A 14192-nucleotide genomic window follows, 5' to 3' on the forward strand; every position below is an offset into this window, starting at 1 on the left:
GGCGCGGCCTGTGCCCCGGCCGCGCCGGAACCGCCCTCGTCGCGCGCACCGCACGTCACGGCGGGGCGCGCGACGGTCCGCGCACGTGCGCGCGCCGGCCTCGTCGCGGACGACGCCCGGGGCGGCGTGCTCGGCGAGACGCTCGACCCGTTCGGCGGTCGCACCGTCGACGTGCGGTGGGCGCCAGGAGACGCGGTGCTCCACAGCGGGGCCGGCGCGGCCGCGGCCGCGCGTGAGCCCGGTCGTGGCGGCGGTCGTCCGCTGCTCGCCGTCCTGGACGACGCGGCACCGGGGCCGGACCTCGCGGGCACGCTGGCGGAGCTGGACGAGGCGGAGCTGGACGACTTCACGATCCTCGAGGTGCTCGCCGCCTGGGAGCGCGTCGCCGCGTGGGCGCAGGCGGGGTCGGCGCGTGTGCTGGCGGAGATGCTGGAGCGCACGCGCGGGTCGTCGCGGCACGAGTTCGTGGTGGACGCCGTCGCGGCCCGGCTCGGGCTGACCCGGCACGCGGCCGCGCAGCACGTCACGGTCGCGCACGGCACGTCCCGGCTGCCCGAGGTCGCGGACGCGCTCGCCGCGGGCGTCGTCGACCGGCGCAAGGCCGAAGCCCTGATCGAGGCAGGCCGCCTGCCCGACGACGTCCGCCGCGACGTGGTCACCAGCCTGCTGCCCGACGTCGAGCACCTCACCGTGCCGCAGCTACGCGCGCGGCTGCGGCGCGCCGAGATCGAGGCCGACCCGGAGAGCGCCGACGCCCGGCATCGCGCCGCGCGCGCCGAGCGGTTCGTCCGGCTCGAGCCCGTGGACGACGCGATGGCCTCCCTCACCGCCTACCTTCCGGCGGACGACGCCGCCCGCGTGTTCGCCGCGATCGACGACGCCGGGCTCGCGCTGCGCCGCGCGCCGGGCGAGACGCGGCGGCTCGACGAGTGCCGCGCCGACGCCCTCACCGCGCTGGTGACCGGCCGGCTCGTCGCCGGCAGCGGCCCCGCCGAGTCCGGCCCGACCGCGACCTGCCCGGGCGATGCGGGCGGACCTGCCCCGCGTGGCGGCGGCGGACCGTCGGCGTCGGGCCGGCGCGGGGAGATCCGGGTGACGGTCGCGGCGTCGACGCTGCTCGGCTCGGACGACCTGCCCGCGATCCTCGCGGGGCACGGGCCCATCCCGGCGGCGATGGCGCGGGCGCTCGCGTCCGACCCGGACGCCGTCTGGCAGCGTCTCTTCACCGACCCCGAGAGCGGGGTGCTCACGGACCTGACGTCCCGCTCGTACCGGCCGAGCCCAGCGCTGCGTGCGGCCGTCGTCGCCCGGGACGTCACGTGCACGTTCCCGGGCTGTCGGGTACCCGCCGCGACGTCCGACCTCGACCACGTGGAGCCGTTCGACCCCACGTCGGGCGCGCCGCAGACGCACGGTGACAACCTCCACGCCCTGTGCCGCACCCACCACCGGGCCAAGACGGTCGGCGGATGGCGGGTCGCGCGGGACCCCGTCGCCGGCACCACCACCTGGACCGCACCCAGCGGGCACCGGTTCAGCCGCGACTCCGTCCCGCAGGACCCGCGCGTCGCGGCCGGGCCACGCGCGGACCGGCCCCGCAGAGACCGGGACGGGCCGCCACCCTTCTGAGCGCCGCTCGTCGAGCGCGCGTCTCGCCTCCGCCCGGGCGCACCGTGCTGTTCGACACCTGTGCACGGGGGGTTCATCGTCCGGGCGATCGGGCGTTCGCTGGACCCGCCTACGTTCCGGGTCATGACCGAGAACCGGAACGAGCACGTCGACGTGCCGAGCCCCGCCGAGCAGAACAGCACCGACCACAGCAGCGACCACGGCAGCGCTGAGCCGGGCGGGCTGGGCCGCCGCACGTTCATGACCCTGACGGGGCTGGGCGCGGCGGGGACCGCCGTCGCGGCGGCGCCGTCGGCCGCGGCGGCGCAGGCGTCGCACGGAGCGCGGCGCGCGCCGCGCCTGCGCTTCCGCAAGGACGGCACGTACACGATCGTGCAGTTCAACGACACGCAGGACGACGAGAAGATCGACCGCCGCACGCTGGAGCTCATGCGCGCGGTGCTGGACGACGAGCGCCCGGACCTGGTCATCCTCAACGGCGACAACATCACGGGCGGCTGCGACACCCCGCTCGAGATGCGGCAGGCGATGAACAACGTCGCGCAGCCGATGGAGGAGCGGCAGATCCCCTGGGCGATCACGTTCGGCAACCACGACGAGGACTCGACGCCCAGCAGCGGGGTGGACGAGGCGCAGATGCTCGCGTTCTACCGCTCGTACCGCTACAACGTGAACGGCCCGACGGCGCGTGGCGTCACCGGCCAGGGCAACTCACACCTGCTGATCGACGGCACGAACGGGCGGCCGGCGTTCAACGTCTGGCTGCTCGACTCGGGTCGGTACGCGCCGGGCACGATCGACGGGCAGGACCTCACCGGCTATCCCACGTGGGACTGGGTGCGGATGGACCAGGTGGACTGGTACTACCGCACCTCCGTCGAGCTGGAGCGGCGCCACCGCCGCGCGATCCCGTCGCTGATGTTCATCCACATCCCGCTGTGGGAGTACCGGTTCATGTGGTTCGGCTCGGTCGACGGCCGCACGGCCGCGGACCACGAGCGCGGTGTCGCGCGCCACCAGATCGTGGGGGAGCGCAACGAGGAGGAGTGCCCCGGCCCGTTCAACTCGGGGCTGTTCTCGGCGGTCCAGCACCGCGGCGACGTGAAGGGCATCTTCTGCGGCCACGACCACGTCAACACGTACTCCGGCAACTACTACGGCGTGCTGCTGGGCTACGCCGGCAACACGGGCTTCGGCACGTACGGGCTGAGCGGCGCGGAGCGCAACCGGCTGCGCGGGGCCCGCGTGTACCGGCTCGACGAGTCGGCGGACGGCGTGCTCGTCGACACGACGATGCGCTTCGCGTCCGAGTTCGGCATCGACCTCACGGCCGACGACCAGTGGATGGAGCCGCTGCCGCTGCCGAAGGGCAGGGCCTGACCGACGTCGAGCAGGGGCGGCTCAGCGACGACGTCCCCGCGGCGGCTCGGTCGGCGGCCACTCGCCGTCGTCCGAGCCGTCGTCGGCGCCGTGCAGCAGCTCCTGCAGCTGCACCTGCACCCGCTCGACGCGCGGGACGTCGCGCAGCACCATGCCCGCCTTCTCGGTGGCGTCGGAGACCTGCAGGGTGCCGCAGCCGAGCAGCCGGTCCAGGAGGTCCTTCTCGAGCGCGACGTCGTTGATGCGATAGAGCGGGATGTCCCGGCCCACGCGGGTGACGATGCCGGAGCGCATCGCGATGCGCTTGGTGGTGACCGTCCAGGACGTGGTGCGCCACTTCAGCCACGGCACGAGCACCCACACGACGGCGACGACGAGCAGCAGGCCGAGCACGATCCAGCGGACCACGTCGTCCATCGTGACGACGAACGAGAACGCGGCGCCGACGAGCAGCACGAGCAGGAGCAGGAAGGGCCACACCACGGCCTTCGCGTGCTCGTGCAGCTCCATGACCACGCGCTCGCCGTCGATGAGGTCGTCGTCGTTCAGCGCCATGGCGCACATCGTGCCAGACGCCGGTCGGCGCGCGACGCCGCTGCTCAGACGTGCGGCGGCAGGTTCCAGCCCTCGATGGTGCGCAGGTCGTGGCCGTACCCGAGCTGGCAGATCGCGGCCGTCCCCAGCTCGAGCCGGGACCCGAACCGCGGGTCGATGCCGAGCCAGGCGGTCGCCAGCACGCGCAGCAGGTGGCCGTGCGCCACGGCGAGCACGTTCCCGCCGTCCTGCAGGGTGGCGTCGGCGCGCTCCACGAAGCGCCGGGCGCGGGCCGCGACGTCCTCCAGGAGCTCGCCGGGCCGCCCGTCGCCGTGCTCGGGGTCGGGCGGCAGCACGCGCACGCCGTCGTCGAAGATCTGGAACTCGCGGCCGAGGAGGGCGCCGACGTCCGCGCTGCTGCGCCCGTCCACGGGCCCGTAGTCCCACTCGGCGAGGTCGGGGTCCACGACGGCGTCCGGGTGGCCCGCCAGCGCGGCCGTGCGCCGGGCGCGCTCGAGCGGCGACGAGTAGACGGCGGAGAACTCGATGTCCGCCACCGCCCGTCCCGCGGTCCGGGCCTGCTCCTCGCCGGCCGGGGTGAGCGGGATGTCGGTGCGGCCGGTGTGCTGGCCGCTCACGCTCCACTCCGTCTCGCCGTGGCGCAGGAGCACGAGCTGGGGGTCCTTGCTCGGCACGAGAGGCATGCTCCGAGCATCACGCAGACCTGCGGCGACGGCACCCCGACGGCCCTCCGACGGCCTGCGGTCGGCACTGTGGACGGCGCGCCCAGGAAGCGTCCAGAGTTCGCTAGGGTGTCGACGCCGTCACAGGACCGTCACATCTTCATCACCTGCCTCGGGGAGGCCGCGCGTGCTCGTCTTCGTTCTCATCGGCGCCGCAGGGATGGTCCTGCTGCTCGTGTCGCTCCTCGTCGGCGAGCTGGTCGACCTCGGCGACGGGGCGCTGTCGGGCACGTCGCTCGGGGTCGGCGCGGTCGTCTTCGGCGCCGTGGGCACGATCGTCGTCGCCAACGACCTCGCGACGTGGATCGCGTACGCCGCCTCCGCGGTGGTCGGCCTCCTGGCCGTCGTCCTGGCGCAGGTGCTGGTCCGTCGGCTCGCGTCGAGCGACGACGGCGTCGCCGTCTCGCTCGTGGGCGCGCACGGCACCGCGACGACGGACGTGACGGCGACCTCGGGCGAGGTCTCCCTCGACGTCCCGAGCGAGCTCGAGCGCCGCCTGGCCCGCTCCGACGAGCCCATCGCGGCCGGGTCCCGCGTCGTGGTGCTCGAGCACTCCGGCTCCACCGTGCGCGTCGGGGTCCCCGGCCCGCAGGCCCGCTGACCTCTCCCCACGACCGGAAGGAGACGCGCTCCGGCGCGCACCATGTTCGACTCGACCGACAGCAACTTCATCACCACGATCGCGGTGCTCGCGCTCGTGGTGGCGTTCCTCGCGGTGGGCATCTTTGTCGCCCAGCGCATCCGCCGGGTCCCGCCGAACCAGGCCCTCGTCATCGTCGGCCGCGGGGCCGGCAAGAAGGAGTCCGCCGCCCAGAGCCAGCGCGTCGTCATCGGCGGTCGCACGTTCGTCTGGCCGATCCTCCAGCAGGGCTTCGCGATCTCGCTCGAGCAGCGGCAGATCGGCATCACCGTCGAGGGCGTCGACAAGAACCGCATCAAGATCGCGATCAAGGCGTCGATCAACTTCAAGGTGCGGGGCGACGACGAGGGCGTGCGGCGCGCGGCGCAGCGCTTCCTGTCCCAGCAGGAGATGCTCACCGAGATCATCAAGGAGTCCCTCGAGGGCTCGCTGCGCTCCATCGTCGGCGACATGACGATCGAGCAGATCATCTCCGACCGCAAGGGCCTGTCCGACCGCGTCGTCCAGTCGACCAAGACGGACCTCGCCGAGCAGGGCCTGCAGGTGGACCTGCTCAACATCTCCGACATTTCGACGCCCGGGTCGGACTACCTCGCGAACCTCGGCCGCGCGGAGGGCGCCCGCGCCCTGCAGGTCGCGGAGGTCTCCGAGGCGGAGGCCCGCCGGGTGTCCGAGTTCGCCGTCATCGAGGCGGCCGAGCAGATCGCCGAGCGGCAGAAGGCGCTCGACCTCAAGAAGGCCGCCATCAAGGCCGACACCGACCGTGCGAACGCCGAGGCCGAGGCGGCGGGGCAGCTCGCCCGCGCCGAGCAGGACCGGCTGGTCGCGCAGCAGGAGCGCGAGGCGCTGGCCGAGCAGGCTCGCGTGACGCAGGAGCGTCTCGACATCGAGGTCCGCAAGCCGGCCGAGGCCAAGGCGTACGCCGAGGTCCAGGAGGCCACGGCCCGTCGTGACGCGGCGAACGCCGCCACCGAGGCCGACGCGTTCAAGCGCACCACGATCGCCGAGGCGAACAAGACGGCCGCCATCCAGGACGCCGAGGCGTCCGCCGCGGCCGTGCGCCGTGCCGGCGAGGCCGAGCGCGACCGGCAGATCGCCCTCGCCGCGGGCATCAAGGCCGAGGGTGAGGCGAAGGCGTTCGCCGTCGAGGCCGAGGGCCGCGCCGAGGCCGTCGCCACGGACGCCAAGGCCGAGGCGCTGAAGAAGTACGGCGAGGCCGCGCTCGTGCAGGAGCTCATCGAGCGCCTGCCCGAGATCGTCCGCGCCGCGGCCGAGCCGATCGGGTCGATCCAGGGCATGACCGTCGTCTCCACCGACGGCGCGTCGTCGGTGACCAAGACGGTCGCGTCCGTGCTCGGTGAGGGCCAGGGCGTCGTCAAGCAGCTCACGGGCGTGGACATCCACCAGCTCATCGCGGGCATCGCCGGCGGGCAGCTGCCGACGTCCGACGGCGAGGCCAAGGCCGCACCGGCCGGGACCGCGCCGCTCAACTGACCGGACCTCGACCGGGTCTGCGACGCACGACACGCCCCGCCGCGGGAATCGCCTCTTGCGGCGGGGCGTTCGTGCGTACGTGACCGCTATCGAGAACGCCCCCCTCAAGGTCGACGTCTGGTCGGACGTCGCGTGCCCCTGGTGCTACATCGGCAAGCGCCGCTTCGAGTCCGCGCTGCAGCGGATGGCGGAGCGCGACGGCGCCGCCCCCGAGGTGGAGGTCGAGTACCACTCGTTCGAGCTCTCGCCCGACACCCCCGTCGACTTCGAGGGCACGGCCACGGAGTTCCTCGCCGACCACAAGGGCATCCCGCTGGAGACCGCCCAGCAGATGCAGGACCAGGTGACGGAGCTCGCGGCCGCCGAGGGGCTCACCTACCGGATGGACCGGGTGCGGCACACCAAGACCCTCAAGGCGCACGAGCTGCTGCACCTCGCCAAGGCGTTCGGCAAGCAGGACGAGATGAAGGAGCGCCTGCTGCGCGCGTACTTCACCGAGGGTGAGCACGTGGGGCACGTCGAGGACCTCGCGGACCTGGCGGCGGAGGTCGGCCTGGAGCGCGAGGCCGTCGTCGTCGCGCTGAACGCCGGCACCTATGCCGAGGCCGTCGCGGACGACATCGCCCGCGCGCGGGCGTACGGCATCAACGGCGTCCCGTTCTTCGTGCTCGGCGGCCGCTACGGCGTGTCCGGCGCGCAGGACCCCGACGTCTTCGTCCAGGTGCTCGACCAGGTCCTCGCCGAGGCCTGAGCGGGCGAGCGAGGCGCATCTCACACCGCCAGGCCTGGCTGTGAGACGCGGTATCACCGAGAATCGAGGCCAGCCCGCACCGTCGCGGGCGCCGCGGTCTCGGGCCGACCACGCCCGGTCGCACCGCGGCCGTGGGTCCCTTGGAGGAGAAACATGAACGACGCCACCGAGAGCTCGTACCGCTCGATCGCCAACCCGCGCCGCACCACGCTGATGACCGTCAGCGCGGCCGAGGCGGCGGCGCCCCACCACGGCGCGGACGAACGCCCGCTGCAGCTGCTGGGCGACGACGGCGCCGTCTGCGTGGACGGCGTGTGCAGCCTGCCCGAGTGACGGCCTCGGCCGGATGACGCGGCGAGCGGGTCACATCGCGCGGTAGTCCGCGATCGAGAGCCGCGGGCCCCGGCGCGGGGCCTGAGGCCTGCGGTCGAGGAACAGCAGCCGCACCACCCGGTGCCGGTGGGGCGCGTACGGCGCCAAGAGGCGCAGCATCCCCTCGTCGTCGGTACGTTCTCCCGTGAGCGCCCAGCCGACCGCCCCGGCGAGGTGGAAGTCGCCCACGGACACGGCGTCCGCGTCGCCGAAGGCGCGCTGCGCCACCTCGGCCGACGTCCACACCCCGATCCCCGGCACCTTCTCGAGCCGGGCGCGCGCCTCGGCGGCGGGCATCCCGGCGGCGTCCTCGAGCCGCGCCGCGACCTGCGCGCACCGCACCGCCGTCGCCGCGCGCCGCGGGTCGACCCCCGCCCGGTGCCAGTCCCACGTCGGCACGGCGGCCCAGCCGCGCGCGGACGGCACCACCCGCATCCCGGCCGGGGCCGGCCCGGGCGCCGGCGAGCCGTGGCGCGCGACCAGCCAGCGCCAGGCCCGGTGCGCCGTCACGACCTGCACCTTCTGCTCCAGTACCGCCGGCACCAGGGCCTCCAGCACCCGCCCGCTGCGGCACATCCGCAGCCCGGGCGTGCGCCGCGCGGCGTCGCGCGCCTGCGGCGGAGGCGTGAAGGCGGAGGCGTCGTCGGCCTCGCCCAGCAGCTCGGGCACGGCGTCCGCCGCCTCCCGTGAGCCCGGGCCCCAGTGCTGCACGACGGCGGTGCGCGGGCCCGTCGGGACGAACCGCTGCGTGACCGGGCCGGTGCGCACCAGCGTGGTGCGCCACAGCGCGCCGTCAGGGGTGCGCCGGAACGTCGGGTCGTAGGCGCCGTGCCGCAACGGCGCGAGGGTCAGCCCGAGGTCGAGCGGCCGGTCGGAGCCGTGCTCGACCGTGACGTCGGAGGCGGCACGGGCCGAGGCCTCCGTGCGGGTCGGGGCCGGGCTCGTCAGAGGTGTCGCGCTAGTCAAAGAGGGTTCCGAGCTCCCAGCCGGTGTCGCTGCGGGCGCCGACGGGCTCGACCTCGGGAAACCCCGTGTCGCGCGCGGCACGTCCCGCCGGGCGGTCCGCTCCGTCGTCGCGAGGAGAGCCGGCCGTGCCGGCGTCCTCCGTGAGCAGCAGCTCGTCGACACCCCCGCGGCCCGCCGCCCAGTCCTGTGCGGCGAGGCCGGCCAGCTGGTCGGCCCGCTCGTTGAACGGGTTGCCCACGTGCCCGCGCACCCACCGGAACCGGACTGGGCCCTCACGGCCCGTGATCGCGGCGTCGATGGAGCGGATCAGCTCGAGGTTCTTCACGGTGTCGCCCGAGGCGGTGCGCCAGCCCTTGCGCTTCCACCCGTGGATCCACTCGGACGCGCACCGGATCGCGTACTGCGAGTCGGACTCGATGAGGAGCGGCTCTGCCCCCGGGTGCGCCTCGATCGCGCGCAGGAGCGCGGTGAGCTCCGCGACCTGGTTGGTGCCGGACGCCGCGCCGCCCGAGTCGAAGCGGCCACCCTCGTGGGCGATCCACGCCCAGCCGATCGCGCCCCCGGGATTGCGGAGGCACGAGCCGTCAGTGCTGACAATGATCACGCCGGAGTCTCCCAGTGTCCGAGCCCCTGGTTGCCGCCCCCATTGTGCCCCGAGCCGGTGACACTCGGGGCCGTGTCCACGCCGCCGTCCGACGATCGCGAGACGGGTCGACTGCGGACGCCCGAAAACTCGGGCGCGCGGCCCCGGAAGACGTGGCGGCTCCGCCCGGAACCCACGAGACCCCCGGCGCGGCGATCATGACGACATGACCGACGGCACCGCCACGCCTGGAGACGACATGCCCGGGAACGGCGCCCCCGGGGACGACCGCCCCGCGCGCCGCCCGGCCGACATCCGCAAGTGGCGCCGCTATCTCGCCGACGAGCGCGCCGAGGCCGCCACCTACCGGGACCTCGCCCGCCGGCGCACCGGCGAGGAGCGCGCCATCCTGCTCGCGCTCGCCGACGCCGAGAAGCGCCATGAGCAGCACTGGCTCGACCTCCTGGGAGACGACGTCGGCCGCCCGCTGCGCGGCGACCTGCGCACGCGCATGCTCGGCGTCCTCGCCCGCCGCTTCGGCGGGGTGTTCGTGCTCGCCCTCGCGCAGCGCGCCGAGGCCCGCTCGTCGTACGACGCCGACGAGCACGCGACCGCCACCATGGCGGCCGACGAGCAGATCCACGAGGAGGTCGTGCGCGCGCTCGCCACCCGCGGGCGCAACCGGATGTCGGGCACCTTCCGCGCCGCCGTCTTCGGCGCCAACGACGGCCTGGTCTCCAACCTCGCGCTCGTGCTCGGCATCGGCGCCTCCGGCGTCTCGTCGCAGACCGTGCTCCTCACCGGCGTGGCCGGCCTGCTCGCCGGGGCGCTGTCCATGGGCGCCGGCGAGTTCGTGTCCGTGCGCTCGCAGCGCGAGCTGCTCGAGGCGTCCACGCCCGACCCGAAGAGCGCCACCGTGCTGCCGCACCTCGACGTCGACGCGAACGAGCTGGCGCTCGTCTACCGTGCCCGCGGCATGTCGTCCGACGAGGCGCAGGGCCGCGCCGACCGCGTGCTGGCCGGGCTGGCCGCGACGGGGGCCGTGGCGTCCGACCTCCACGACGACGCGCCGGCGACCGACGAGCAGGCGGACCTCGAGACGCACGGCACCGCCTGGGGCGCCGCGATCTCGAGCTTCTGCTTCTTCGCCTCCGGGGCGGTCATCCCCGTGCTGCCCTACCTGCTGGGGCTCACCGGCTTCGCGGCGATCGGCGTGGCCGCAGCGCTCGTGGGGGTGTCGCTGCTGGTCACGGGCGCGATCACCGGGCTGCTGTCCGGCACCTCGCCGTGGACGCGCGCGCTGCGCCAGCTCGCCATCGGGTTCGGCGCCGCGGCCGTCACGTACGCGCTCGGCCTGCTGTTCGGGACGTCGGTGGCCTGACCCCCGGGTGAAATCTCACCCGCTCTGGTTGCGGGACCGTTGCTCGGGCGTCACAGTGTGAGCTGGGTCATGAACGAGCAACCCGTGACCCCGCGTGGCATCGAAGGGGGCCGAGTGACACGCAGCGTGGACCGTGCTCCGGCGGCAGGACGCCGCCGGCGCTGGCTCGCGCGTGCGACCGGCGCCGTCGTCGGGCTCGCCGGTGCCGCCACCCTGAGCATCGCCCTCGCCGGGTCCGCGTCCGCCGACGACGGTGGCGGCCACGACGGCCCCCTGACGTCCGCGGTCCGGTCGCTCGTCGGCCACGACGGCGAACGAGACCGCGACGCGGACGCCGCGCCGGCGGAGCGGGACGAGGCGCCTCGGCAGGAGCAGCCCGCGCAGGAGCCGGAGCCGGCCGAGGAGCCCGTCGCCGAGAAGGCCGTCGCGGCGGAGGCTGTTGCTGAGCCCGCTGAGCCCGCTGAGCCCGCTGAGCCCGCTGAGCCCGCTGAGCCCGCCGAGGAGTCGCCGGAGCCGGCGACCGACGAGGTGCGGGCCGCCGTCGAGGAGGCCGTCGCACCGGTGCGGGAGAAGGTCGAGCCGCTGCGCCAGAAGGTGCACGACGAGGTCGTCGCCCCCGCGCAGGAGACGGCCGACCGGGTGACCCGCGAGCTGGCCGGCGACACCGGGGCGGACCCGGCGCCCGACGCCGAGCGGGAGACGGAGCCGGCGGAGTCGCCCGCCCCTGTCGATCGCGAAGCGTCCGACCAAACCGCGCCCGTGAAGGCCGCCGAGCCCGAGCTGGCCGACGAGCCCGAGGCGGCCGACGAGCCCGAGACCGCCGCCAAGCCCCGCGTGGAGCGGGCCACTGTGCTGGACCCCGTGGCGGACACCGTCGAAGCCGTGACGACGCCGCTCGGTGCGGTGACGACGCCGGTCGGTGCACTGGTCGACGGCATCGTCTCGCCGCTGTCGCCGGTGGTTGACCCCGTGGCGGGGATCGTCGAGGAGATCACCGGACCGGTCGGCGGGGCGCTCGAGCCCGTGACCGGGGTGGCCGCGGAGACGCTGGCCCCCGTGACGGAGGCGCTGTCCCCGGTGCTGACGCCGGTGGGCGGCGTGGTCCACGAGGTGACGCGGCCGCTCGCGCCCGTCACGGACGGCCTCGGCGCCGTCGTCGCGCCGGTCGTGACGACGCTGGACCCGGTGCTCGACCCGGTCGTCGGTCTGGTGACGCCGGTGACGGACTCCCTCGCGCCGGTCGTGGACCCGGTCCTCGACGCGACCGCCCCGGTGGTCGACGCTCTCGCACCGGTCGTCGAGCCCGTCGGCGGCACGCTGCGGCCCGTCGTCGAGCCGGTCGTGGACACCGTCGCTCCGGTGGTCGAGCCCGTCCTCGAGCCCGCTCTGGAGCCTGTCCTTCGTCCGGCACTCGAGCCGGCGGTCGGCCTGCCGGCCGAGGCGGTACCCGCCGCACCGGAGGCGAGCCCGGTCGCGTCCTCCGACCGCACGACGACCGCCGAAGCCGCCGGCGTGGCCCTGGGGGCGGAGCGCGCGGCCACGACGCCGGCGGCGTTCGGCCCCGCGCCGCGATCGCCCTTCGCCGAGGTCGGCGAGGCGCTGGACGCCACGGACCAGGCGCTCGCCCCCGCGGACCGCGAGCCCGCGCCGGCGTCGCCGTCGGCGCCCGCCGCGGCCTCCGCGCCGTCGGGCCCCACCTCGTCCGTCCGCGGGCCGTCGGGCGGCGACGCCGCCGCCGACCTCGTGGACCGCGCCCATCTCACCGCGGGGGCGTGGATCGCGCTCGCGGGCGACCAGCTCGACCGCCTCCCGGCGGTCGCCTTCGACATCCCCGTCTCTCCTGCCTGACGTGGCCGCGTCGCGCCCTCGTGCGCGACCGCGACCGCGGGCGGCGTCCGCCACCCGCGCACCACGTCAGTCAGGAGCGGATCATGCATACCCATGTCCGACGAGCGTTGAAAGTAGCGCTCGTCGCGGGCGGCCTCGTGGTCGCCGGGGCCGCGACGGCCCAAGCAGCGGACGATGACGTCGTCGACGCCACCGTCGGTGCGGACACCTCGGTCCACCTCCACCTGAGCGAGGTCTCCGAGGAGACGAACGGCGCGACCCTTGACACGCCCGTGGACCTCCCCGAGGTCGACACAGAGAGCGTCGAGGCCGTGGTCGACTCTGTCGCCGGCGACGGTGGCGCCGCCGACGACGTCGCAGGGCCGGACGAGGAGTCCGGCACGACGACCGACGACCTCGTGGACGCCGTCGCCGAGGACGTCCACCGGACAGCGGACGACGTCCAGTCCGGTGACGTCCAGGGTGTCGTGGAGGACGTCGCCGGCGAGGACGGCGTCGTCGACGACGCGATCGAGGACAGGCCTGCCTCGCAGGACGAGGAGGCTGGACGCGACGACGGCTCGGATGCGTCCAGCGGCTCGGATGCTTCGGGCGGCTCGGACGCCTCTGACGGAGGCGGGTCCGGCGGTGGCGACGACCGGGGCGACGGCGGCACGCCGCAGCCCTCGGACCGCGGAGCCGGTGCCGCCGTCGACGCGACGGTGGACCGTGCGTCCGGCAAGGTGTCGGACGCGGCGGGCTCCGCCGACGAGGCTCTCGGGACCGGCTCGGCCGTCCGGGACACCGTCGACGGGGTCGCGGGAGACGGCGGTGTCGTGGACGACGTCCTCGGCGCCGACGAGCCCGAGTCCGGCGTGACCGACCAGGTCACCGAGCACGCGGTCGACGACGTCGAGCAGGCAGCGGGGCAACTCGCCGCCGGTGACGTCGACGGTGTCGTGGACGACGTCGTCGCCGACGGCGGGGTCGCGGACGACGCGCTCGAGGACCAGGGCGTCGACGCGGCGCTCGAGCAGGTCGGAGAGACCGCCGACTCGACGGCCGGTGCGGTCGACGGCGTTCTCGGCACCGGCACCGCCGTGCAGGACACCGTGGGCGGGTCCGTGGACGGCACGCTCGACGGGCTGCTCGGCGCAGACGGTGTCGTGGACGACGTCCTGGGGGCCGACGAAACTGAGGCCGGAGTGAACGACGAGGTCGTGGAGCACGTGCTCGACGACGTCGACGGCACGCTCGACCACGTCACCGCCGGCGACCTGGACGGCGTCGTGGACTCCGTCGTCGCGGACGACGGGCTCGTCGACGACGCGCTCGAGGGTGACGCCACCGCCGGCCTTCCCGGCGTCGGTGACCTGGGTGACCTTGGCGACCTCGACGGTCTGGGTGATGTCGGCGATCTGACCGGCGGTCTGACCGGTGTGGTGGATGGTCTGGCTGGTCTTGGTGGCGGTGAGCTGCCGGGTGCTGGGTTGGGCGATCTGACCGGTGTGGTCGAAGGCCTGCCGGGCCTGGGCGGCGGTGAGCTGCCGGGCGTGGACGGTGCGGTGGACGACGTGCTGGCCGGGGTCTCGGACGCCGCTGGCACGGTGGACGCTGCGCTGGGGGCTGGTGACCTGGTGCAGGGCACGGTCGACGGTCTGGTCGGTGCGGACGGCGTGGTGGATGACGTCGTCGGTGCGGACGAGCCTGAGGCCGGTGTCACGGACGAGGTCGTGGAGCACCTGCTCGGCGACGTGGACGCGGCGCTCGGCGGGTTGGCTGCCGGTGACGTGGACGGTGTCGTGGGTTCCGTCGTCGCGGACGACGGGCTGGTCGACGACGCGCTCGAGGGCGACTCGGTGATCGGTCTGCCGGGTCTGGACGGGCTCGGT

General features: G+C 74.8%; 13 protein-coding genes. 9 read left to right on the forward strand and 4 right to left on the reverse strand.

Annotated features, from left to right (window positions below; genetic code table 11):
• A partial coding sequence (locus tag ACFUVW_RS04895) for a DUF222 domain-containing protein (protein ID WP_430570230.1) occupies window positions 1-1629 on the forward strand: 1629 nt, incomplete at its 5' end.
• Between the two features lie 123 nt (window positions 1630-1752).
• A complete protein-coding gene (locus ACFUVW_RS04900) occupies window positions 1753-3009 on the forward strand; it encodes a metallophosphoesterase family protein (protein WP_430570231.1) in 1257 nt (418 codons plus the stop codon).
• 21 nt (window positions 3010-3030) lie between these two features.
• Here ACFUVW_RS04900 and ACFUVW_RS04905 read toward each other — a convergent pair whose 3' ends face one another.
• Together ACFUVW_RS04905 and ACFUVW_RS04910 are read right to left on the reverse strand one after the other, a co-directional pair.
• Window positions 3031-3564 (reverse strand): PH domain-containing protein, encoded by a 534-nt coding sequence (locus ACFUVW_RS04905; protein ID WP_430570232.1) that lies wholly within the window; start codon window positions 3562-3564, stop codon window positions 3031-3033.
• A gap of 44 nt (window positions 3565-3608) precedes the next feature.
• Entirely contained in the window at window positions 3609-4247 is a 639-nt protein-coding gene (locus ACFUVW_RS04910; protein WP_430570233.1) for a histidine phosphatase family protein, read from the reverse strand.
• A 166-nt stretch (window positions 4248-4413) separates the two neighbouring features.
• On the opposite strand from ACFUVW_RS04910, the gene ACFUVW_RS04915 reads away from it, so the two are divergent.
• The 4 genes from ACFUVW_RS04915 (at window position 4414) to ACFUVW_RS04930 (ending at window position 7504) form a co-directional block, all read left to right on the forward strand.
• On the forward strand, window positions 4414-4887 hold the full coding sequence (locus ACFUVW_RS04915) for an NfeD family protein (RefSeq protein ID WP_430570234.1): 474 nt from the start codon (window positions 4414-4416) through the stop codon (window positions 4885-4887).
• 42 nt (window positions 4888-4929) lie between these two features.
• A complete protein-coding gene (locus ACFUVW_RS04920) occupies window positions 4930-6420 on the forward strand; it encodes a flotillin family protein (RefSeq protein WP_430570235.1) in 1491 nt (496 codons plus the stop codon).
• 79 nt (window positions 6421-6499) lie between these two features.
• Entirely contained in the window at window positions 6500-7171 is a 672-nt protein-coding gene (locus tag ACFUVW_RS04925; protein ID WP_430570236.1) for a DsbA family protein, read from the forward strand.
• Between the two features lie 153 nt (window positions 7172-7324).
• Window positions 7325-7504: a hypothetical protein gene (locus ACFUVW_RS04930; protein WP_429734521.1), complete on the forward strand. Its 180-nt coding sequence runs from the start codon at window positions 7325-7327 to the stop codon at window positions 7502-7504.
• Between the two features lie 30 nt (window positions 7505-7534).
• On the opposite strand, the gene ACFUVW_RS04935 is transcribed toward ACFUVW_RS04930, so the two are convergent.
• Window positions 7535-8491 (reverse strand): DNA-3-methyladenine glycosylase family protein, encoded by a 957-nt coding sequence (locus ACFUVW_RS04935; RefSeq protein ID WP_430570261.1) that lies wholly within the window; start codon window positions 8489-8491, stop codon window positions 7535-7537.
• A gap of 10 nt (window positions 8492-8501) precedes the next feature.
• Window positions 8502-9113 (reverse strand): ribonuclease H, encoded by a 612-nt coding sequence (locus ACFUVW_RS04940; RefSeq protein WP_430570237.1) that lies wholly within the window; start codon window positions 9111-9113, stop codon window positions 8502-8504.
• A gap of 238 nt (window positions 9114-9351) precedes the next feature.
• Here ACFUVW_RS04940 and ACFUVW_RS04945 point away from each other — a divergent pair, with 238 nt between their 5' ends.
• The 3 genes from ACFUVW_RS04945 to ACFUVW_RS04955 form a co-directional block, all read left to right on the forward strand.
• The gene (locus ACFUVW_RS04945; RefSeq protein ID WP_430570262.1) at window positions 9352-10473 is read left to right on the forward strand and encodes a VIT1/CCC1 transporter family protein; all 1122 of its coding nucleotides are present in this window, start codon (window positions 9352-9354) and stop codon (window positions 10471-10473) included.
• Between the two features lie 114 nt (window positions 10474-10587).
• Window positions 10588-12321: a hypothetical protein gene (locus ACFUVW_RS04950; protein WP_430570238.1), complete on the forward strand. Its 1734-nt coding sequence runs from the start codon at window positions 10588-10590 to the stop codon at window positions 12319-12321.
• Between the two features lie 83 nt (window positions 12322-12404).
• Window positions 12405-14192 (forward strand): hypothetical protein (locus tag ACFUVW_RS04955; RefSeq protein ID WP_430570239.1); only part of this gene is annotated, 1788 nt, incomplete at its 3' end.

This window comes from Isoptericola sp. NPDC057391, from assembly GCF_042668085.1.
In the GTDB taxonomy this organism is placed as follows: Bacteria; Actinomycetota; Actinomycetes; order Actinomycetales; family Cellulomonadaceae; genus Isoptericola.